The organism is Pseudolysinimonas yzui (assembly GCF_014653215.1).
GTDB lineage: Bacteria > Actinomycetota > Actinomycetes > Actinomycetales > Microbacteriaceae > Pseudolysinimonas_A > Pseudolysinimonas_A yzui.
Genome location: NZ_BNAI01000002.1, coordinates 490,872 through 512,227, shown reverse-complemented (window position 1 = coordinate 512,227; position 21,356 = coordinate 490,872). Strand labels below are relative to the sequence as shown.

The window sequence follows — 21,356 nt, the reverse complement described above, 5'->3', positions numbered from 1 at the left end:
CGGAGCCAGTCGCCAACCGAGGTTGACTGCTCTGATCCTACCTACTTGTGCACGTCTCAGACATAAGCATTGTTTTTTCGGACATTTGTGGTGGTGATAGCGATCCAGGGCTAGAACATCGGATGGTTGTTGGCGACCTCGTCCGGCATCCGCTGCAGAACGTCCCAGTGTTCGACGACCTTGCCGCCCTCGAGCCGATAGATGTCAGCCACGGCCGCGACCGGGTTCCCCGGGAAGGTCGCCTTGACGTGGATCAACGCGAAGTCGCCGTCGACGAGAATGCGTTGGATGTCGAAGGCGGCACCCGGCGTCGCGAACTTGTCGGCGAGCATCGCCACCGCCGCGGCTCGCCCGTCGGGTACCGACGGGTTGTGCTGGATGTAGTCCTCGACCACGTAGGTCGCGAAGGCCGTCGGCACGTCTCGCTCGGTGTAGAAGAGGCGAGCGAACTCGGTGACGATGGCGCGGTTGTCAATCATGGTCAGGCTCCCAGTTCGGCGGCGAGACGCCGAGCGCCGCGCACGGCGATCGCCATGCTCATCAGAGTGGGGTTCATCGAGGTCGCGGTGGGGATCAGCGCGTTGCCGCCGACGATGAGGTTCTCGAACCCCCAGACGCGCGAGTACGGGTCGGCGACCGACGTCCCGTCGTCGGCCGCGCCCATGCGCATCGTGCCCTGATAGTGCAGGCTCGAGCCGTTCGGCAACAGCCTCGGCTCGGCGACGAAGGTTCCCAGGGCCGAGCCGGCCCGACGCAGAAGTGTGGTCGCCTCGTCGACTTCGGCCAGCTCGCGGTCGGTGAGTTCGTAGTCGATCGTGAAGTTCGGCATCCCCCGGTAGTCGAGCTCGGCGTCGGTGAAGGTGGCGCCGTCTTCGACGCGGGGATGCTTGCGCAGTCCGTAGCCCATGTTGACGTAGCCCCATCGATTGTCGGCGTGCGGGTGGGCAGGGTCGAGCTGGAACGGCGGGGACTCGGCGTACATCACCTGCAGTGAGAACGGGTGCTCTCCCTCGGTGTAGGGGATGCGGTTGACGGCCGCGACCGGATCGGTCGGGTTGGTCGAGCGTCGCGCGAGCTCGCGATCGAGATCGCCCTCCGTGACGAACCGCAGCATCTTCTCCGCGTCGACCGCAACCGTCGAGATCACCACGGGGTGCTCGGTGAGGTAGCGCCCGAGCGCCGCGGGACGGATGCCGGACGCCCAGAGCAGCTGCGGCGACCGGAACGCGTCGGCGGCGATGATGACGGCATCCGCATCCAGCGTCGTCGTCGTGCCGGTGCGCAGGTCCTCGACGACCACGCCGGACGCCCGGTGACCGTTGTGAACGACGGCACGCACGAACGAGAGATCGCGCAGGTCGAAGCGCGTGCTCAGCGGCGAGCCCGGATCGATGAGGGGGCCGAGCACCGTGTCGGTTCCCGTCCACCGGATCGACCCGTCGGGCTGCGGGTCGCCCGCGACCGGAAGGGTGCTCGGACGGCTCGACTCGGGCAGCTCGGCGAACTCCTCGGCGAGAAGGAAGCGGATCGCACCCCCGATCGGCGAGTCGGCGAAGGCGGCGCTCTGCGCGTGCAGGAGCTGTTCGGCGGCCTCGATCAGCTCGTCCCACTCCGCGTCGTCGATGAAGTCGACCTTCTCGCCGCCCGAAGGGCGCGGGATGGCGCAGGTCCAGTGCGCGCCCTGGCCCCCGACGTTGGTCGACGCCGCGGCAGCGGGGAATCCGTGGGTGTGCGCCGACCCCGCGCCCCCGAAGTCGAAGAGGTGCGTTCCCTGCCGCGCCGTGAACATCCCCTCGACGACGACGGCCGCCGGGATGCCGAGCGACTCGCGGTGGGTGCCGGCCTGTGGCCCCTGGGAGAGTTCGCGGGCGCGCGCCTTCGCATCGGGGTCGGCGATGTTGCGCACGCTCTCCCCCGGCACCTCGGTGAGTTGCGGGCCGGCTTCGAACATCACGACCCGCGCGCTCGGGTTGCGCTCGAGCACGACGCGCGCGTAGGCGGCACCGATCGGACCGCTTCCGACAATGGCGACGACGGGGTGGGACGACATGGCCTCTCCTTCGAGGTTCACGCGGATTGCCTGTGGACGTGGGGTTCGGCGGACGTGGGATCGGCGACCGGGTCACCCGGCTGCTCATCCGTCAGGCGTCCGGACGGGAGGAGGATCGCGGCCACGACGCCCACGGCGTACACGCCGGCGAGGGCTGCGAACACGGGGGCCATGACGGCACCGTAGACCCCGGCGACCTCCTGTTGCAGGCCGACCGCGAGGCCGCGCACGAGTTCGGGGGTCAGGGTCGAGGCGTTGAGGCTCTCGGGCAGCCGAGCCAGCACGCCGATGCCGATGACCGCTCCGACCGCGGCCGTGCCGACCGTGGCGCCGACCTGACGTACGAGGTTGAGGGTCGCCGTGACCGAGCCGGTCTGCGCACGCGGAACCGCGCTCTGCACGACCGCGATGACGAGACTCATGAAGGCACCGGTTCCGATGCCGACCAGGCCCATGACCACCATCGGCACCCACAGCGGCAGGCCGACGGGAAGCAGAGCCATGATCGCCAGACCCGACGCCGCGACCGACGTGCCGGCGATCGCGAAACGACGGTACCGGCCGGTGCGGCTGGCCAGGAAGCCGGTCGCAAGACTGGCCAGCAGCATCCCGAGCACCGTCGCGATCGGGACCAGACCCGAGACGGTCGCCGTCGTGCGATAGGCCATCTGGATGTAGGTGGGGATGTAGGAGACGACCGAGAACAGGCCGATGCCGATGATCGCGCTCAGCGTGATCCCCGCCGCGACCGAGCGGTTCCGGAACAGGCGCAACGGCACGAACGGGTCGTCGACGCGTTGCTCGATGAAGAAGAAGGCGACGAAGGAGACCACGGCCACCCCGAGCAGGACGACCGTCGAAGCGCTGAACCCGCCGACGGTTCCGTTGACGGCGAGAACCAGCGCGACCATGGCGACGGTGAACGTCAGAGCGCCCGCGACGTCGAACCGGCCGCGCGGCTGCCCCGCGATCCGCGGGATGCCGACGATCGCCAGTACGAAGGCGGCGAGCCCCAGCGGGACGTTGATCCAGAACACCCAGTGCCAGCTGAGGTTGTCGCTGATCAATCCGCCGAGCACCGGACCGACGAGGATCGCGACCGGGAACGAGACCCCGAGGATGCTCAGCAGACGCGGTCGCTCACGCGGAGTCGTCACATTCGCGACGATCGTCTGCGACATCAACTGCAGTCCCGCCGAGCTGAGCCCCTGCACGACCCGCGCGGCCGTGAGCTGCACGATGTCCTGGGCGAACCCGCAGGCGATCGACGCGAGGAGGAACAGCGTGAGCGACGCCAGGAACACCCGGCGAGCGCCGAGCCCGTCGGCCAGCTTCCCGATCAGCGGGAGCGACACCGTCGCCGCGAGGGTGTACGCGACGACGATCCAGCTCATCTGCTGCAGGGCGCCGAGTTCGCCGGCGATCGTCGACAGCGAGGTGGAGACGATGGTGTGGTCGAGGGCCCCGAGGAAGGAGACGGTGAGCAGGGAGGCGACGAGGAGGCGCCGCTTCAGGGGAGTGAGTGTCATCGGTTGTCTGCCCAAACGATCGGGCGGTCGACGAGACCGGCTGTGCCCCGCGCGACGACGCGTGCGCGGGAACGGGCTCCGGAGAACCCCTGCGTCCCCGACATTCTATCGGGACTTTTGCCTACTTTCAACCAAAGGTCGCCCGTTCCGAGCTATCACCCGGGCTCCGCCATCTTCGTCGCGATCCCGAAGAGGAGCCCGGGGCGTTCGCGTCGCGGTCAGCCCTGCCCGTGCTTGGCGTACGGGTTGAAGAGGGCGTCCTTGATCTCGTCGGGCACCCCTTCTTCGGTCGCCGAGGGGCCGTCGGCCGGAGGGAAGGATTCCGTCATCGACATCGGCATCGCGCTGTTGCGATAGAAGTTGTTCGAGCCGAGCGACGGTCGCCAGGTGTTGGGCTCCCAGTCCGGCACGTAGTTGCGGTAGCCGCCGGTGTTGAGCTCGATGCGCAGGGTCGAGGGCTCCCGGTAGTACAGGAAGCTCTGCTCGCCGATGCCGTGGATCGACGGCCCGTACTCGATCGGGATGCCGTTCTCGAGCAGCACATCCGCCGCGATGAGGAGTTCTTCGCGGGTGTCGACCCAGAAGGCGTAGTGGTTGATGCGCCCGCCTCGCGTGGAACCATCGAGCACCACCCCGAGGTCGTGCGACTTCTCGTTGGTCGTCAGAACCGAGAACACCGAGATCGGTGCCTCGTCGAGGACGGTCTTGGCCATGATGCGGAAGCCGAGCACGCGGTTGTACCAGGCGGCGAAGTCGTCGACGCTGCTCGTCGCGATGGTGATGTGGTCGAGTTGGCGCGGGGCGCCGGCGACGCTGCTGCGCTTCTCGGGGCGGTCAGGGTAGATCGACGCCTCGGCGGGCGCGGCGACGCGGTGCTCGGCGTCCCAGTGGAGCGTCATGCTGTGGCCCCACGGCCCGACGAAGCGGTACGCCCGACCGATGCCATGACCCTCGAACCATTCGCCCTCGACGCCCTCGGCGTCGAGACGGCGGGCGGCCTCTTCGAGTGCTTCGGCACTCGACGTGCGCCAGGCCATCGTCGAGAGCGCCGGTTCGTCGCCCGGGAGGACGACGAGGCTGTACCGGTAGTAGTCGCCCCAGCAGCGCAGATACACGGCACCGTCGATGCGGTCGACGACCGTCAGCCCGACGCGCTTCTCGTAGAACTCCACGGACGCCTCGACATCGGGCGACGTGATCGCCACGTAAGAGAGGTGCGACAGCAGCTTGATCATCATCGATCCCTTTCGTACAAATCCTGTCTCAATAAGACTGATATCTACCTTGCGAGATCGCGGGCGCATCAGGGAACGCGAGGTTGTCTATCCGCTGTATTGCTTTCCCTGATCCGCGCCTCCTGCTCGCGGATGACCGCGACGAGCGTCACGTCCCGCTCCCACTCGGCGCACTCATCGGTGTCGCGACCGGCGTCGAGGGCCCGACGCACCACGACCCGCTCGGGCGACTCCCACCGCGGCGGCACGGTGAGGCGGCCCGCCGCCGTCGACCGGTCGACTGCGGCGGTGCCGCGAGCGTTGTCGATGGTCACTTCGACCCGGTCGGCACCGATCGCGGCCGCACGGATCCAGGCGGGTGCCGCTCGCCGGGATGCCAGCACCGTCACGGCGACCGGGCCACCGCCGGCATCGGCGGCCGGTCGTTCCAAGAACACGCACAGGCCCCGGGAGGTCGCCGTCACCTTCAGCAGGGTCAGCGCGCCACCGCCGAGCACGCGCGCCCAGCCCAAGGCATCCCTCAGAACCAGGTCGAACTCGGCGCTCGACCCGCTGCATTCCACCTGGATCAGAGCCAGCTCGGGAACCGGCGCCTGTGCGGCATCGAACGCGACGTCGGAGCGCAGCAGGAGGCGTTCGATGACGATCGGAGCCGTGCCAGCTGTGGCTTCCGGGCGGGCGGCGTCGATCACACCGGGATCCCGCACGATGATGGCGGCCGCCCCGTCGGCTTCGGCGCGTCGTGCCGCCTCGCGCCAGCCCGCATCCCCGGGCACGACGACGACCGCCCCGGCGCGTTCGGCGGAGCGGTGCGCGCTCAACGGGAGTTCGGCGACGGCGACCGCGTAGGGTCCGTCGGCGGTGTTCACGCCCCGGCTCATGCGCGCTGCCCGACGAGAACGGCCGCTTCGGCGGCATCGGCGAGGTCCGCGGCGAACACGGCGTCGTCGAGGATGTGGTCGTACTCGAGAACCCGCCCGGGGTGGAGCAGGTCGGCGAGGGAACGCCACTCCGCGAGGTACCCGTCGTCGTGGTCGGGACGGTACTCGGTGAAGCGCCCGTCGGCCGCCCACACCCGTGCGCGTGCACTCCCGGCATGCACGAAGGCCGGCGGGAACTCCACATCCAGCCGATCGATGTCGGTGACGATGCTCATCCGCCACAACGCGTCGGCGCCGCCGGGCACCATCACGGCCGAGGCCGTGATCAACGTCTCACCGCCGCGGATGCCCATGACGTAGCCGAGCGGGGGCACGAAGCGCGCGAAGGCGACCTCGTCGAGGCGGGGGACGACGTCGCGAAGCGCCGGCAGGTCGTGGATGCCGAGCCCGATCACGAGCTGACGCACGATGGCGGCCTGGGTGCGCGCGTCCAGCTCGGCCGGCGGACGACGGGTGGCGGCGAGCTCCCCCTCGAACTCCGTGACCAGCTGGTGATACCGCGTGTTGGGCGGCAGCGCGACCGTGATCGCCACGCTGTGCACGGGCCCGCCCCCCGCGTCGAGATGGTGCTTCGCCCGGCCCCAGGCCGGATCGAAGAGGTGGTTCGTGCCGACGACGAGCACGGTCCCCGCGGCGCGGCAGGCGCTGACCACCCGTTCGGCCTCGGCCACGGTGAACGCGATCGGCTTCTCGCACAGCACGGCGCGTTTACCCGCGGCGACGCACGCCAGGACCTGATCGGCGTGCTCGCTCGGCGGGCTGCACAACGCGACGACCTCGACGGCCGGGTCGGCGAGCAGGTCGGCGATGCCGGTCGACGACCGGGCATCGACCCGTTCGGCGAGTGCGCGAGCGCGACCCGAGCCGGAATCCGCGATGTGCACGACGGCGAATCGATCGGCGAGGCGGGCAAGGGTCGGCAGATGCAGGGCGCTGACGCCCGGGCCCGCGCCGACGAGGCCTACTCCGTGCACCATCATCGGCTCCCGACCGTCGCTCGCGGGCAAGAAGACTCTCGCCTTCTTCTGTCGGAAGCATACCTAAGTTGGCGTGAAGCTCGCTATTCGTAACGCAAAACGCGCTCATAGAACCCTCGCTTGTGTCAAAATTGGCCCATGGCCAGTCAATCGACCCTGCGTTTCGGCGCCCAGACGGACGAGATGACGAGCCTCCTGCGCATCGTCAACATGGTGCGCACGGGAGAGGCGACAACCCGTCCCGAGATCGGGCGGGTCACCGGCCTTGGGCGCGGTGTCGTCACCCAGCGCGTCGATCATGCGATCGACCTCGGCTACCTCGAAGACGGCGACTTCAGCCCGTCGTCCGGAGGCCGCGCCCCCCGTTCGCTGCGTTTCCGCGGCGATCGCGGGATCATCATCGTCTGCGCCCTCGGTGCCCTGCACATCCACGTCGGGATCGCGGCCCTCACGGGTGACATCCTCGACCAGAGCCACCGGGCCTGGGACATCTCGCGCGGCCCGGCGGAGACGCTCGAGGCGGCAACGGCCATGATCGACGAGGTGCTCGCCCGCAGCCCCGAGACCCCGGTCTGGGGGATCGCGGTCGGCGTGCCCGGGCCCGTCGACTTCGCGACGGGTCGCCCGGTGGCCCCGCCGATCATGCCCGGCTGGAACGGCTTCGACGTGCGACGCTGGTTCGAGCAGCGCTACGAGGCTCCCGTCTGGGTCGACAACGACGTGAATCTCCTGGCCTTCGGCGAGCAGGCCCGCCGCCGCGACGAGAGCCCCGACCTCATCTACTGCAAGGTCGGCTCGGGGATCGGCGCCGGGCTGATCTCGCAGCGACGGATCCATCGCGGCGCCAACGGCGCCGCGGGCGACATCGGGCACGTGCGCGTCCGAGACGCCGACGCGCTCTGCCGCTGCGGCAAGGTCGGATGCCTGGAGGCCGTCGCCGGCGGATGGGCGCTCGTTCGGGATGCCGAGCTCGCGATCGCCGAGGGGGCGACCGGCATGCTGGCCCAGTCGGGTCCCGACAACCCGGTGACGCCCGAGCGGATCTCCCGGGCGGCCGAGGACGGCGACGCGCTCGCCATCACCTTGATCCAGCGTTCCGCACGTGACGTCGGCGAGTCGATCGCGGCGCTGGTCAACATGTTCAACCCCGGCGTGATCGTCATCGGAGGAGCCGTCTCCGCCGCCGGCGAACTCTTCCTCGCCGAGGTGCGACAGCGCGTCTACGAGCTGTCGCTCCCCTTGGCCACCCGCGACCTGTCGATCGTGCAGTCGGTCGACGACGTGCGGGAACCGCTGCGGGGCGGGGCCGAGATGGTGCGGGAGCAGTTGTTCGACGTGACGTTCCCGCGCTGGTTCGCCGATGGACGCCCCACGGTGGCCGCCATCCGCGCCAACGGGTGACTCAGCCTTCGCGGTTGTAGTACGGCCACGGCAGGAACCGCCGCTCGCCGCGCCGGTCCGGGCCGGCCAGAATGATCTCACCGGTCGCGGCCCACTCGACGCCGCGCGGGAACATCATGATGAACTCGATCCGGCGGAACGTGTCGATGTCGTGACCGATCGTGATCGTGAATGACCGACCTGCTCCGTACTCGTTGATCCAGGCGATGGGTTGATCGGTGTCGATCCCGGCCAAGCCCGCCAGACCGTCCGGGCCGATCGCCACCGGATAGTGCGACATCGGCCACCGCGGCGCCTTCTCGTACGATTCGAGATCGTCGAAGACGGTCAGCAGCACCTGCGCGCCGTCGTAGAGCTGCACGCCGGTCAGGATGTCGTCGCCGGTGACCGTCCACGTCGCGCTGATGCCCTCGGTGATCGGATGCCGTGGCTCGGCTGTCGTCAGCAGGGCCTCACCCCACGGCCGGGGGCGGAGCCCGGTCGGCACGCTGAGCTTGGCGCCGCGCATGACGTTGTACTCCTCCGGGTAGCCCCAGTCGTCTTCCTGGGCTGCCGACCCGTGGAACCAGACGATGCCCTTGCCGTCGCGCACGAATTTCAGCAGCGCGGCATCCGTCTCGGCCCCGAAGCCGACCGCCTTCTCGTGGTAGCCGTCGCGACCTTCGAACACGACGATGACGACGTCGTACTTGTCGATGATCTCGGCCCCGAGCCCGCGCGGATCCTCGACGACCCGCACCCGGAATCGCCCGGTGTCCTCCAGCAGCGCGGTGATCCACTCGTTGTGCTTCCGGAAGCTGCGGAACTCGTTGTCGTGCTCCTGGGTCATGTGCCCGGACAGGATGAGGGCGTTCAGGACAGCGGTCACGGGATCTTCCTCCGGTCAGGCCACGTCGAGCGACACGCTCGGGATGGGGTCATGGTCGAGCTGCAGGCGGGCCGTCAGTCGGATCGGGAGTTCGAGGGGCCCGCCGCCGGGGCCCGCCATGAGGTACGGGATGAGCAGGCGGAACGACACGACGACGTCGTGCGCGCCCGGAGTCAGCGGTCGATCGACGTCGAGCACGAGGCGATCCTGGCTGAACCACCACGTCGTCTCGTCGACGACCTCGTCCGGGGAGAGTCGTCGCCCGCCCACGACGACGAGCGGTGCGGCCTCGATGCCGTCGATCATGATCGCGGGCGCTCGCAGGCACGCCACGGGAAGCGAGCGGATCCAGGGCAGTCCGACGCGCAGCCTGAAGCCGGTCGGGGTCGTCGTGAGCGCGTCATCGCGCAGGGCCGCCCGCATTCTCGTCTCCTCTGCTCACCCATGAGCTAGTCTTTATCCTGAACTCGACATAAGTCTGTCATGAACCGACACAAATGTCACCGAGCAAGGGACGACGATGACCACGGACCTCAGCACCGTCACGCTGTCGGCGAGCGCGTTCAACTGGACACCTGACGTGACCCGCGCCGAGCGATCGACCATCGACCTCGCCGTCGGCATCGTCGCCGACGGTCTCACCGAGGTCATCGAACTCGAAGCCGGACAGACCTTCCGCGGCTTCCCCACCCCGTCGGATGCCGAACTCGACGGCTTTCGCGCCCGGCTCGACGCCGTCGGGGGTCGGGTGAGCATCTTCGGCGCGAGCCTCGATGACGTCACCCCGCACGGCGGCCGGCTCACGGATGACGAGCGCGAGGCGTTCCTCATCCCCCAGCTCCGTGCCGCCCATCGGGTGGGCGCGTCCGGCGTGCGACTCCCCGTCGGCCAAGCCGGCGAGACCCTGCTGCGCCGCGTCCTTCCCGTGCTCCACGAGCTCGAGCTCACGCTGTTCGAGGAGATCCAGGGCCAGCAGACCCCGGACACGCCGCCCGTCGCCGCCGCCCTGCAGCTGCAGCACGATCTCGGCGACCCGCGCATCCGCATCCTCGTCGACATCTCGATGCTCATGCCCGCGCTGCCCCCGAGCTACCTCGAGCGGCTGCGGGCCGGCGGCGTGGCTGCCGACCTCCTCCACCGCCTCGAGACCGAGTGGCGCTCGCCCGACACGCACGCCGCCGTCGTCGACGTCCTGCGCTCGGGGCAGGTGCCGCCCGAGGTGCACACCCTGTACATGAACCTGATCGTTCGATTCGGTCGCTCGCAGGCCTCTGACCTGCGTGACATCCTGCCGCTGACCGGCGCCTTCCATCTGAAGTTCTGGGACCTCGACGACACCGACGACCGCGTGTCGGCGCCGATCCGCGACCTGGGCGAGGAACTGCGGCGCACCGACTTCGCCGGAACACTGTGCAGCGAGTGGGGCGGCCACGAATGGGTCACCGGCGTGAGCGGAACCGAGATCACCCGCGGGCATCTGGCCCTCGCGCGAGCCGCGCTGGCCGGGTGAGTCGCCTGCTCAGAACCGCAGCAGGCGAATCCGCACGACCCCGACCTCACGTACCGGGAGCAGCTGGAGTCGCTCGTCGCCGTTGAGGACCCGGGAGACGACGTGAACACCGTCCTCGAGTCGCAGCTCCTCTGCGCTGTCGATCTCGATGCGGCGGGTCGGATCGACGAAGTCGAGGGTGACCCCGCGGCCGATCACGAGGAACTCGTCGTCGGATTCGGCGGCGATCAGGGCGAACGGTCGCGGGTCCGCGGCAGCCGGCATCATGGCCCCCGGCTCGGTCTCGTCGGGGAACTCGGGCGTGGTCAGCGGCACTTGCACGCCGACATCCACGAGCAGGTGGTGGAACAGCACGACGGAGCCGCGAGCGTGTAGCTCCGTCTGGCCGAGTGTCAGCTCGACGATCTCTTCCGGTGACTCGATGACGACCGACCCGAGCCCGCGCCGCTCACGGGCCGCGAGGAGCGGCGCTTCGAGCGCGGTCAGGTGTCCGAGCAACTGGGCGATGGTGCCCTGCGACGTGAGCTCGTCGACGCCGAAGGCCGACCACCCGATCGCGGAGAAGGTGCCGAGGGCACGCACGAGTTCGCCGGTGCGGGGCTGCGACTCCGGCACGAACAGCGGTTGGTCCGCCCGCGCGTAGACCGCCATCGCGCCCGCCGCGTCCTCCACGTAGATGTCGGGCGCGACGAGGGCGAGCGTCGGCGCCATCGCCTTCCACACGTCGATCACGGTCGACGTCGGCCCGCCGCTGGGGTACTGCCCCGGCGACTCCTGCCCGGGTTGAGGGCCGAGCCAGGCATTCGTATACAAGGGCAGGATGGATTCGGCTCGGCCTCGCCGGGCGACACCCTCGATGTACGACGCGACGCCGCAGGCCATGAAGATCTCCTCGGCCCTGTCATCATCGCCGAAGACGCTCTCCCAGGTTCCCTCGAGCAGTCCGCCGCGCTCGCGCCAGCGCCGGGCGCTCGGAGAAATGCCATCCCCCGCAGCGAGCGCGGTGATCAGTTCGCGCGGCACGAGGGATGCCCAGACCGCGTCGGCCGTGCCGCTGCGGTCTCGGCTGTCGGTCAGAATGCCCGCCTCGTTCTCGACCTGCACCATCGCGACGATGCCGTCGTGGTCGACCTCCGTGATGCGACGCAGGAGCGCGGCGAACGCGGAGGCATCCGCCTGGAGCAGGTTCTCGCCGAACAGCGAGAGCACCGGCTTGGCGGTCGCTCCCTCATAGGTGAAGGCGGCCTTGCCGCGGCCCGACACGACCGCCCGCGGGAAGCGTTCGGGGTCGGCGCGCACCCAGCTGGGCGCGTATCCGGATCCGGCGTTCTTGACGGCGCCGAACCAGAGCGGAACCAGCCGCAGACCGTTCGCCCGCGCCTCCTCGATCATCCGGTCGATCAGCGTGGTGTCGAACGCACCCTCCTCGGGCTCGAACAGCGCCCAGCTGACCGGCGCCAGCACGGTGTTGGCGTTCACCGCGCGCGCCCTCGCGAAGGACTCCCGGATCGCGGACTCCGTCGAAGTGGAAGAGTTGTGCACCTGCCCGCCGAGCAGCAGGGCCGGCACGCCGTCCCGCCGCAGCACGCCCTGCTGATCGAGGGCCCACGCGCCCCGGCCCTGGCCGCTCACTTCGGGGTTGCGCCGGGGATCGACACCCACGCCGACTCGCGGCCCGAGCTGACCTCGACGGCCTCGAGAACGCGCTGCACGGCCAGGCCCTCGGCGAAGGTGCCATGCGGGTCGGTGCCGTCCACGATGCCCTCGATCAGGTCCTTCACCTGGTGCGAGAAGCCGTGCTCGTAGCCGAGCATGTGCCCGGCCGGCCACCACGCCGAGACATAGGGGTGCACGCCCTCGGTCACCAGGATCTTCGTGAACCCCTGCCGATCGGCGGGTGCGGTGCGGTCGTAGAACTGCAGCGAGTTGAGGTCTTCCAGATCGAACGCGAGAGCGCCCTTCGTGCCCGACACCTCGATCGTCAACTGGTTCTTTCGACCGGTGGCGAAGCGGGTCGCCTCGAACGAGACGAGTGCCCCGTTCGCGAGTCGCCCGGTGAAGATCGCGACATCGTCGACCGTGACCTCGCCGTAGCCGTCCGCGGCGGTCCCCGAGAGCCCGGAGCCCTCGCCGAGCAGCGGGCGCTGCTTCACGATCGTCTCGATCGTTCCCGACACGGCCGAAACGGCGAGGCCGGTCACGAACTGAGTCGTGTCGATCGCGTGCGCCCCGATATCGCCCAGAGCCCCCGAACCGGCGTGCTCCTTCTGGAGTCGCCAGGCGAGCGGCATCTCGGGGTCGACCAGCCAGTCCTGCCGGTACGCGGCGCGCACCTGCTGGATCTCGCCGACCACCCCTTCGGCGATGAGGTCGCGAAGGAAGGTGACGGCCGGAACCCGGCGGTAGGTGAATCCCACCATCGCCCGAACGCCGGTGGCGGCGGCAGCGGCCTGCGCCATCGCCTCGGCCTCCGCGACGCTGTTGGCGAGCGGTTTCTCGCAGAGCACGTGCTTGCCGGCCTTCAGCGCGGCGATCGCGATCTCGGCGTGCGAGTCGCCCGGGGTCACGACGTCGACGATGTCGATGTCGTCGCGGGCGATCACCTCACGCCAATCGCTCGCCGACTCCTGCCAGCCCCACTGCTCGGCAGCAGCGGCCGCGGCCTCGGGCTTGCGGCCCACGACCACGGCCATCTCGACGTCGGCGGGCAACGAGAACATCCGGGGCGCCTGTCGCCACCCGACCGAGTGGGCGGAGCCCATGAACCCGTGGCCGATCATCGCGACCCGCAGTGTCGTCACGCGATCACCACGTCCCGTTCGGTGGGGACGCGGTTGGTCACGTAGCGACCGGGCCCGCCGTCCTGACCGGGCATGATCTGCATGTAGAGCAGCCGCATGGTGAGCACGACCTCGACCGCGAGCTTCTCGCCGGCGTCAGGCGCGCGCCCGAGGTCGATGAGCAGGTCGGGGCGATCGGCGAGGAACCAGAGGGTGTCCCACTGGTCGGGCAGCTCCTCGATGCGGTAGCTGCGACCGTTGAGCACGAACGTCAGCTTCTCGGGGGGAATCGCGACGCCGTCGACGCTCGCGGCGACCCCGTCGACCGCAGAGAGCCAGAGGCTCCGGTACCAGGGGATCTGAAGCGAAACCGCGATGCCGGTATCGGTGCGCCGGACATCCTTCTCGCTGAAAGTGGTGTTGTGGGTGGCCATGACCGATCCGTTCCTCAGAGGTAGGTGTCGGTGAAGGTCGCATGCGGAACCGGCGGAGCCGGCTCGAGCTTCTGCACCGTCTCGGGGCTGTACGGGTGGTTCGGCTCGGCGACCGGCTCGTCGGCGGGCGGCATGAAGACCGGCTTACCGTCCTCGCCGAAGTACATGAGGTCGAGGTCGAACGCGCCCTGGTTCTTGAGGCCGAAGCTCACCCAGTTCTCCTCGAACGGGGCGCGAGCGAGCTCGTAGCAGCGGAACTTCCAGAACTTCCACTCGCCGTCCTGCTTGAGGAAGTCGATCGCGTACTTGCACCACACCCAGTGGGCCCAGACCTTCTTGCCGAGCACCTCTTCGGGCGAGTACATGTCGGGGAACGCCTCGGCGACCTTCGGGTCGGTGAGGCCCGACTCCGTGCCCGCCATCAGCCAGACGCCCTTGGCGGTCTGTCCGTCTCCCGCGACCTCGATCACCGGGGTGGTGGTCGCGTGGAGGATGAGCTTGCCCACCGGGCGGGGCCGGTCGCGGTGGTAGCGGGTCACGCTCTCCCACGTCGTGTACTGGCCGGCGTTGGTGTAGCGAGCGCGGATGCCTTCCGTGCCCTCCTTCACCCAGAGCGGGATGATCTGCTCGTCCTCGAACGCGTTGTGCAGGTGCATGTACCGGTTGAACAGGTTCTCGACCTGGCCCCGGTCCTCGGCACGCTGCGCCAGGTGGCGCACGGCGGCAAGCTCCTCACGCAAGGCCTGGATCTCGGCGGTGGTGTCGGTCACTTGCTTCCCTCTCGTACGGCGTCTTCGATGGTGGCGCGCATGAGCGCGTGCTGCTGCTGGACCTGCTTGATGGGATCGGCTCGTCCGAGGTCCTCGAACGCGTGGCCTTCCCACTCGCTCGACAGGTATCCGCGATAACCGCCCTTGACGAACTGGCGCACGATGCGCGGGATGTCCATCGCCGGCTCCTGACCCGATGCGTCGATGGCGTAGAACTTCGCGTGCACGTGGAAGATCTGCGGCATGATGTCGAGCCACTCCTCCGGCGGCACGAGGCCGTGCATGTTGAACGCGAGACGCGTGAACGGCCCGAACGCGAGGAAGTCGACGCCGTCGGCGGTGAGGACGTCCTCGAACTCCTGGTTGCGCACGTGCATCGGCAGTGGCTTGCGCCAGATCTCGTCCATGATCGGGAAGTACTTCTCGTCCATCCCCATCTCGCCGAGGGTGCGCAGCAGCGTCGGCGAGAGGCTGTGCATCGTCGACGAGAAGTCGGCGGTGAAGCCGAGGCGCTCGCTGCCGAGCTCGTCGTACACCTCGCGGATCTCGAGCACCTTCGGGTCGTTCGGACCCGAAGGTGCGTGGATCTCGTACCCGAGGTACTGGTCGTACTCCTCGGCCAGCGGCAGCAGCCGTCGCAGCAGCTCCTTGCCCGCGGATCGGATGACGATCCGGCGGAAGCCGAGCGTGTGCGCGGTCTTCAACTGGCGGGCGATGAAGTCGTGCTCCTCGTCCGGAGTCATGTCGCGATCCTTGCGGCGACCCATGTCGAGGTTGGTGCCGACGGCGCTCGCCTCGAGTCCGTACTTCTCGAGCGAGTCGAACCAGAGCTTCACGAAGTCGTCGTCGACGTCCGGATAGGTGCGCAGCAGTTGGGCGATGTTGAACTCCACGCCCGGCCCGATGCCCTCCTGCGCCACCGCGGCGATGAGCGTCTCGGGCGTGTAGAGCCCGGCGGCGAACTCGCTGGTCAGCGAGTAGAGGGTCGTGCCGAGCTTGATTCCGGTGCCGGCGATCCCGTCGGTGTCGGTCATGTCGTTCCTCTGGTCAGCCGCGCACGGGGCGCGCGAGATGGGCGGAATGCACGGCGCGTGCTTCCGCGGGGTCGGTGATCATCCGCGAACCCGCGTCGGCCGCAGCGGAGCGCTGGACCGCCTGCTCGGCGCGGATGATGTCGAAGGGGCTCTCCCAGTAGTTCCAGTGCCAGCCCTCGTACTCGCTCGACACCGCGCCGTTGTAGCCGATCGACACGAGCAGCGCGATGAGCTCCCGCACGGGCACCGAGGGCTCCTCGCCGTCGGCGTCGATGCCGAAGAACTTGCCGTGGCAGTGGCGGATGAACGGTGCGATCTCGAGCCAGGTGTCGACGGGGGCCGGCCCGAACAAGCCGGTGCCGTTGATGGCGAAGTCGATCCCGAGGTCGGGGCGGCCGTGCTGGTGGGCGAGACCGATGAACGCACCGAAGCGCTTGCCGTGCTCGGCCTCGGTCGTCGGCGGACCCTCGCGGTACGTCTGGTTCCACAGCTCCGACACCGCGGTCAGCAGCTCCTCGGTGGCGCCGCGTCGGCGGTAGGCCTCGAGCAGCGACGGCGCGAAGCCCTTGACCGTGGCGCCCCAGTCGGCGGTGAAGCCGAGCAGCGGGGAGTCGAGCTTCGCGAAGCGGTCGCGCAGCGCGAGGATGTCTTCGTGCCGTCCGTGGTGGTGGGCGTGCACCTCGAGGGCGAGCGTCACGCCGTACTTCTCGGCGACGGGGAGCAGCTGCTCCATCGAGTCGGGCGTGAGCGAGATCTGCACGCGCGCGATGGGGAAACCGAGTCGGGCGGCCGCCTCGATCTGACGCGTCATGTAGGCGATGAGCTCGTCCTGTGTCATCAGCTTCTGCGGCCGCAGCGCCCAGTCACCGTTGATGGCGAGCGACGTCGGCACGAGGTCGACCTCGGCGACGAGATCCCGGAACCAACCGACGTAGTCGTCCTCGAGCTTCGGGAAGCCCCGGAAGCTGGAGAAGCCGATGATCTCCAGGCCGGGGCCGAAGCCCTCGGCCGCGACCTTTCGGATGAGTCCCTCGAGGTCGTACTCACGGCCGTGGAAGGCCCGCGTGAAGCTGTAGAGGGTCACACCCTGCACGGGGGTGCCGAGCGTGTCGGTCATCGGGTCGCTGCCTTCATGGTCTTGGTGTCGTGCTCCTCGATACGCAGCACGCCGTGATCGGTCACGATGTAGGGGATGTAGAGCTTGAGCTCGACGTCGACCTGGTGCTCGGCACCGGCGTCGGCGACCGCGATGTCACCGGAGAGCTCGACCGAGTCGGTCGGGAACCACCATTCCTCGACCTCGTCGACCAGGTCCGCGAGCGCGAACGTGCGACCGTTCATGGTCCAGCGCACGGACTCGTCGGGGGCCCGAACGCCGTCGACCGTGAGGCTCGCCTCGGAGATGCAGGAACCGGGAATGGCGCGATACCACGGAAGGCGCACCTCCACCGTCGCGCGGGAGCCGTCGGTCGAGAGGGTGCCCTGCTCGATGATGCGATCGGGGATCATGAGACTCCTTTGTCGTCTTTCAACACTCTATTGTCGGATTCTGACGTAAGTCAAATGACCGGTCAGATGCTTCGGATGCCGGCGACCTGCGCGCCGTACTCGAGAGTCATGAGATCGGCGCCAGCACGTGCTGGACCTCCCAGCCGTTGAGCATGACGCTCGTGGCCGGGTGCGGCGAGAAGTCGCTCTCGACGACGACCCACCCCTCGTAGCCGGCCCGGACGAGCTCGGCGACGACGCCGGGCGCATCGACGAGCAGCGGTTCGGTCGCGAGCTCGTTGAACCAGCGCGGTACCACGCGGGCGCCGCCGGCCCGCAGGACGGTGTACTCGGCAGCGGAGGTGAGGTACTCCTCGTCGGTGTCGATGGCCGCCGCGTTCTTCAGGTGCACGTGCACGATCCGGTCGGCGTGGGCGCGCACCGCGGCGACGGCGTCCCGGCCCGCGATCGCGAACTCGGCGGTGTCGAGAGCGAGCCCCACGAGCGTGGGGTCGGTCGCCGCGAGCAGCCGCTCGAGCCCGTCGTCGGCGCGCAGCGACGAGAGGAAGTCGAAGTGCAGACCGAGCCGGATGCCGTGGGCCGCGATCGCGGTTCCCACGGCCTCCCACGACGCGGCGAGCGTCGCGATCGCCGCGTCGTCGAGGCGCGGCACCTGCCCGGCGTACGGCGCGGGGCGCACGACGAGTACGCTGCCGCCGAGTTCGGCGAGCGCCGCGGCGAACCACTCGGCGTGCGCGATCAGACCATCCCGCTTCGCCGGATCCGTCGGGTCGTCGCCGTGGGTGAGGTCCTCGCCGAAACGCGTCCACGGGTCCCAGAACCAGCTGCTGACGGCATCCAGGCCCGCCTCGCGCACGAACTCACCGAAGCCCGCGACCGAGCCGAAGTTCGCCGCGATCTGCGTCGGGTTGCCCAGCGGCTCCCAGCGCCCGGACCCGGACGAGAGTTCCACCCCGGAGAACCCCGAGATCGAGATGACCCGCAGGGCGCGCTGGTGCTGGCGCCGCCGCACGAAGTCGTCGAATTGCGGGTTGAACTGGTTGATCGCATAGCCCCAGCGGATCATCGGGCCACCTCCTCGGCCGCGACCTTCTCGAGCACGTTCTTCGCGTACCAGCGGGCGATCGCGGTGCTCTCGGCGTGGTCGCCGCCGAGCTTGTTTGCCTTGTCGTGCTCGACGCTCAGGTAGCCCTCGTAGCCGTGCCGCACGACCGCGCGCATGAAGTTCTCGAAGTCGACGAGTCCGCCCTCGTCGCCCATCTCGTGGAACCACTTCTCTGTGGTGTCGGCCATGATCTCCGAGTCGGGACGGCGGCGGTAGTCGCCGATGAGGTCCTGGTGGCGGGTGTCCTTGAAGTGGAACCCCGTGACGCGGTCCGCATACGACTCGTAGAAGTCGATCGGGTCGACGCTCGCGATGCAGTGCTGCGCGGTGTCGACGAACAGGTTCACCAGCTCGGGGTCCGTGTGCGCGTAGAAGGTGTCGAGCTCGGCCCGCGACTGGATGCCGCAGAAGAACTCGTGGTGGCACGTCAGTTTGACCCCCGCATCCTTCGTGATCGCGCCGACCTTGTTCCACAGCTCGGCGGTGGTCTTGATCTTGTCCTCGGTGACCGGCTCCATGTCGTAGTAGAGCGTCGCCGGCATCACGATGATGTTGTCCAGCTCGATGCCCGACCAGCGATCCATCGTCACCCGGAAGTCCTCGAGGATGTTCGCGTGCGTCTCCGGCACATGCGGGGCGTACACCCGCGGGTCGTAGTCGGCCGCGTGGAAGGTGTTCACGATCCGTTCCAGGCCGCGCTCCTGCACGAACTCCTGGTAGTTCGCGACCGAGCCGTACTCGCCCATGATCTGGTACCAGCGGAAGTCGAAAGTGTCGATCGCGTCGTAGCCGACCGCCGCCACCTGCTTGAGGAAGCGGTCCATCGAGGTGCGCGACTCCCACTGGTCGATCGGACCGTGCGGCGACATGCTGCGCCAGTGATCCATGTAGCTCCACTTCATGCGGCGCTCCCTTCGAGTTCGCGGGCGATCCGGCGGGCGCCGCGCACGGCGAGCCCCACCGAGGTCAGGGTCGGGTTGCACGCCGTCGGGGTCGGGATGACTCCGTTGCCCGCGACGAACAAGCCGGGCACTCCCCACACGGCGCTGTCCGGGTCGCACACGCTCGTGCCGTCGTCGGCGGTGCCCATACGCACGGTGCCCTGGTAGTGCAGCGAAGCGCCGCCGGGCAGGGTGAACGGCTTCTCGTCGAGCGGCTCACCGACCGCGCGCGCGAGACGCACGATCTCGGCGCGGGCGCGATCGAGCGTCGCGTGGTCGTTCTCGGTGAGCCGGTAGTGCAGGCGCATCGCCGGCATCCCGTAGCCGTCGACCTCGGAGTCGGAGAACTCGACTCGGTCATCCCACTGCAGATCCTTCGCGCAGAACAGCCCGAGGCCGACGATGGAGCCGGGCACGACGGGGTCGTCGACCGGAAGCGGCACCGGCGAGGTGTCGAGCTGCATGATCTGCCCGTGGAACGGCATCGCGTCGGTGAACGGCACCCAGCTGACTCCGCTCGTCTCACTGAGCGCTCCGTCGGCCGCCACAGCGTCACCCTGTGGCTGCGCGTCCCGGATGCGGGTGGCGAAGAGCACCTGCGGCTGGTCGTTGAGCGTGTGCCCGAGTGCCGGAGGGCGGATGCCGGATGCCCACAGCAGCTGAGGCGTGCGCAGGGCGTCGGCGGCGACCACGACGTACCGGGCTGCGACGTGAGCCGTCTCTCCCGTGGTCAGGTCGCGCACCTCGACGCCTGACACCTCACCGTCTTCGAGGGCGACCCGGGTCACCAGCGACTGGTCGAACAGCCGGAACCCCGGATTCGCGCGCGTGACGTCGCCGAAGACGACATCGGACCCCGACCAGACCAGCCGGCCGTCGGCCCGGCGATGCACCGCCAGGGGCATGCGCTGCACCCGTCGATCAGCGGGACGACCCTCGTCGACGACCGCCGCCAGGCGCTCGCGCACGAGCTCGGCGAACGGCGCGCCCTCGAACGCGTCGACCGTCACACCGAGCAGACGGTCGCCCTCGGCGAGCAGCTCGTCGAGGTCGGGGAGGAAGTCGATGCGCTCGCTCTCGCCGGGTCGCGGGCAGGCGGCCGTCCAGTGCGCCCCCATCCCTCCGACGTTGCTCGAGAACGCGGCGATCGGAATGCCGTCTTCACCTGGCGCCTGGAAGCCGTCGGGCAGCAGGTAGGTGCCGGGGCGCGCGCGCCGACCACCCATGTCTGCGGGCGACGCGGCCGTCTCCTGCCCCGCCGCCGGGCCCTCGGACAGTCGCTGGGCGCGAGCCCGGGCCTCGGGGTCGACGATGTTCTTCACGTGCGCGCCCGGCGGGTCGGAGACCGTGGGCCCGACCTCGAACAGGGCGATCGATGCTGCAGGTGAGCGCTCGCTGAGGATGCGTGCGTAGGCGGCCCCGGTCGGACCGCTGCCGACGATCACGACGTCGACGGCATCCGGGTACTGCCGGGGGCTCATGCCTCCGCCGCGACCTTCTGGATGAAGCGCACCGACTCGGCGGACGGCGTCGTCGGGTAGTACTCCAGACCGATCGGTCCGTCGTATCCGGCGGCGCGAAGGATCGCGAGGGAGGCGGGCCAGTCGATCGCGCCGGTGCCCGGCTCGCCGCGTCCCGGGGCGTCGGCGATCTGGACGTACTTGATCACGTCGGCGGCCGCGGCCACTTCGGTCGCCGGATCCTCCGACTCCACGGTCGAGTGGTAGAGGTCGTAGAGCACACCGAAGAAGGGCGAGCCGACTCCCCGTGCGACGTAGGCGGCTTCGGCCGTGCGGTCAAGGAGGGCGCCGGGGTGGTCGACCCGACCGTTGACCGGCTCCAGCACGAGCGTGATGCCCGAGCCGGCGATCTGCGCGCTCGCACGCGTGTAGATGTCGATCAGCTTGTCGAGCTGCACCTGGCGCTTGCTGCCGCCGAATCCGGTGCCGCTTCCGACGACGATGCGCGGGCAGCCGAGCTGCTGTGCGATCGCGACGCCTTCGTCGAGCTTGTCGAAGAAGGGGGAGTCGTCGAACGGCGGGATCATGAACTGGGTGCGGGGCTCCGAGAGCTGCGCGGTGAGTACCAGTCCCGTCTCGTCGAGAGCGGCCTTGAGCGCCGGGATGTCCTTGGGCTTGGCGGGGGCGTCGGCGCCCGTCGGACCCCACATCTCGACCGCGGTGAACCCCGCGGCCGCTGCGGCGCGGACCCGATCGGGGTAGTCGCCGGCCTCGGTGAAGAGCAGCTCGATGTTGGGGGCCAACTGATACAT

At 69.2% G+C, this 21,356-nt stretch carries 21 protein-coding genes; 2 read left to right on the top strand and 19 right to left on the bottom strand.

Annotated features, from left to right (window positions below; all coding sequences use genetic code 11):
- Positions 1–110: 110 nt before the first annotated feature.
- The 6 genes from IE173_RS08245 to IE173_RS08220 form a co-directional block, all read right to left on the bottom strand.
- Entirely contained in the window at positions 111–479 is a 369-nt protein-coding gene (locus IE173_RS08245) for a nuclear transport factor 2 family protein (RefSeq protein ID WP_191282959.1), read from the bottom strand.
- 2 nt (positions 480–481) lie between these two features.
- Positions 482–2,050 carry a GMC oxidoreductase gene (locus IE173_RS08240; protein ID WP_191282958.1) on the bottom strand — a complete coding sequence of 523 codons (1,569 nt, stop codon included), beginning with the start codon at positions 2,048–2,050 and terminating at the stop codon, positions 482–484.
- A 17-nt stretch (positions 2,051–2,067) separates the two neighbouring features.
- Entirely contained in the window at positions 2,068–3,579 is a 1,512-nt protein-coding gene (locus tag IE173_RS08235) for an MFS transporter (RefSeq protein ID WP_191282957.1), read from the bottom strand.
- Between the two features lie 218 nt (positions 3,580–3,797).
- Positions 3,798–4,814, bottom strand: a complete 1,017-nt coding sequence (locus IE173_RS08230; RefSeq protein WP_191282956.1) for a VOC family protein — start codon at positions 4,812–4,814, stop codon at positions 3,798–3,800.
- Between the two features lie 68 nt (positions 4,815–4,882).
- Positions 4,883–5,683 (bottom strand): hypothetical protein, encoded by an 801-nt coding sequence (locus IE173_RS08225; protein WP_191282955.1) that lies wholly within the window; start codon positions 5,681–5,683, stop codon positions 4,883–4,885.
- 8 nt (positions 5,684–5,691) lie between these two features.
- Positions 5,692–6,762 (bottom strand): Gfo/Idh/MocA family protein, encoded by a 1,071-nt coding sequence (locus tag IE173_RS08220; protein ID WP_229841972.1) that lies wholly within the window; start codon positions 6,760–6,762, stop codon positions 5,692–5,694.
- Between the two features lie 108 nt (positions 6,763–6,870).
- Here IE173_RS08220 and IE173_RS08215 point away from each other — a divergent pair, with 108 nt between their 5' ends.
- The gene (locus IE173_RS08215) at positions 6,871–8,133 is read left to right on the top strand and encodes an ROK family protein (protein ID WP_191282954.1); all 1,263 of its coding nucleotides are present in this window, start codon (positions 6,871–6,873) and stop codon (positions 8,131–8,133) included.
- Position 8,134: 1 nt separating this feature from the next.
- Here IE173_RS08215 and IE173_RS08210 read toward each other — a convergent pair whose 3' ends face one another.
- Together IE173_RS08210 and IE173_RS08205 are read right to left on the bottom strand one after the other, a co-directional pair.
- Entirely contained in the window at positions 8,135–9,001 is an 867-nt protein-coding gene (locus IE173_RS08210; RefSeq protein WP_191282953.1) for a ThuA domain-containing protein, read from the bottom strand.
- A gap of 15 nt (positions 9,002–9,016) precedes the next feature.
- Complete coding sequence (locus IE173_RS08205; RefSeq protein WP_191282952.1) at positions 9,017–9,424, bottom strand: hypothetical protein; 408 nt, start codon at positions 9,422–9,424, stop codon at positions 9,017–9,019.
- A gap of 97 nt (positions 9,425–9,521) precedes the next feature.
- On the opposite strand from IE173_RS08205, the gene IE173_RS08200 reads away from it, so the two are divergent.
- Positions 9,522–10,511, top strand: a complete 990-nt coding sequence (locus IE173_RS08200) for a restriction endonuclease subunit R (protein ID WP_191282951.1) — start codon at positions 9,522–9,524, stop codon at positions 10,509–10,511.
- 9 nt (positions 10,512–10,520) lie between these two features.
- Here IE173_RS08200 and IE173_RS08195 read toward each other — a convergent pair whose 3' ends face one another.
- The 11 genes from IE173_RS08195 to IE173_RS08145 form a co-directional block, all read right to left on the bottom strand.
- Positions 10,521–12,173 carry a DUF5597 domain-containing protein gene (locus IE173_RS08195; protein ID WP_191282950.1) on the bottom strand — a complete coding sequence of 551 codons (1,653 nt, stop codon included), beginning with the start codon at positions 12,171–12,173 and terminating at the stop codon, positions 10,521–10,523.
- Complete coding sequence (locus IE173_RS08190) at positions 12,140–13,291, bottom strand: Gfo/Idh/MocA family protein (RefSeq protein WP_191283058.1); 1,152 nt, start codon at positions 13,289–13,291, stop codon at positions 12,140–12,142. The genes IE173_RS08195 and IE173_RS08190 overlap by 34 nt, the downstream gene beginning before the upstream one ends.
- A 17-nt stretch (positions 13,292–13,308) precedes the next feature.
- Positions 13,309–13,725 (bottom strand): C-glycoside deglycosidase beta subunit domain-containing protein, encoded by a 417-nt coding sequence (locus IE173_RS08185; RefSeq protein ID WP_191282949.1) that lies wholly within the window; start codon positions 13,723–13,725, stop codon positions 13,309–13,311.
- Positions 13,726–13,739: 14 nt separating this feature from the next.
- A complete protein-coding gene (locus tag IE173_RS08180) occupies positions 13,740–14,495 on the bottom strand; it encodes a nuclear transport factor 2 family protein (protein WP_191282948.1) in 756 nt (251 codons plus the stop codon).
- Positions 14,492–15,529, bottom strand: a complete 1,038-nt coding sequence (locus IE173_RS08175; RefSeq protein WP_191282947.1) for a sugar phosphate isomerase/epimerase family protein — start codon at positions 15,527–15,529, stop codon at positions 14,492–14,494. The genes IE173_RS08180 and IE173_RS08175 overlap by 4 nt, the downstream gene beginning before the upstream one ends.
- Before the next feature lie 13 nt (positions 15,530–15,542).
- Positions 15,543–16,646: a sugar phosphate isomerase/epimerase family protein gene (locus IE173_RS08170; RefSeq protein WP_191282946.1), complete on the bottom strand. Its 1,104-nt coding sequence runs from the start codon at positions 16,644–16,646 to the stop codon at positions 15,543–15,545.
- Positions 16,643–17,038 (bottom strand): C-glycoside deglycosidase beta subunit domain-containing protein, encoded by a 396-nt coding sequence (locus IE173_RS08165; RefSeq protein ID WP_191282945.1) that lies wholly within the window; start codon positions 17,036–17,038, stop codon positions 16,643–16,645. The genes IE173_RS08170 and IE173_RS08165 overlap by 4 nt, the downstream gene beginning before the upstream one ends.
- Positions 17,039–17,144: 106 nt before the next feature.
- Complete coding sequence (locus IE173_RS08160) at positions 17,145–18,104, bottom strand: sugar phosphate isomerase/epimerase family protein (protein ID WP_191282944.1); 960 nt, start codon at positions 18,102–18,104, stop codon at positions 17,145–17,147.
- Positions 18,101–19,045: a sugar phosphate isomerase/epimerase family protein gene (locus IE173_RS08155; RefSeq protein ID WP_229841971.1), complete on the bottom strand. Its 945-nt coding sequence runs from the start codon at positions 19,043–19,045 to the stop codon at positions 18,101–18,103. The genes IE173_RS08160 and IE173_RS08155 overlap by 4 nt, the downstream gene beginning before the upstream one ends.
- Positions 19,042–20,565, bottom strand: a complete 1,524-nt coding sequence (locus tag IE173_RS08150; RefSeq protein ID WP_191282943.1) for a GMC oxidoreductase — start codon at positions 20,563–20,565, stop codon at positions 19,042–19,044. The genes IE173_RS08155 and IE173_RS08150 overlap by 4 nt, the downstream gene beginning before the upstream one ends.
- Positions 20,562–21,356: a TIM barrel protein gene (locus tag IE173_RS08145; RefSeq protein WP_191282942.1), complete on the bottom strand. Its 795-nt coding sequence runs from the start codon at positions 21,354–21,356 to the stop codon at positions 20,562–20,564. Before IE173_RS08145 ends, IE173_RS08150 begins: the two co-directional genes overlap by 4 nt.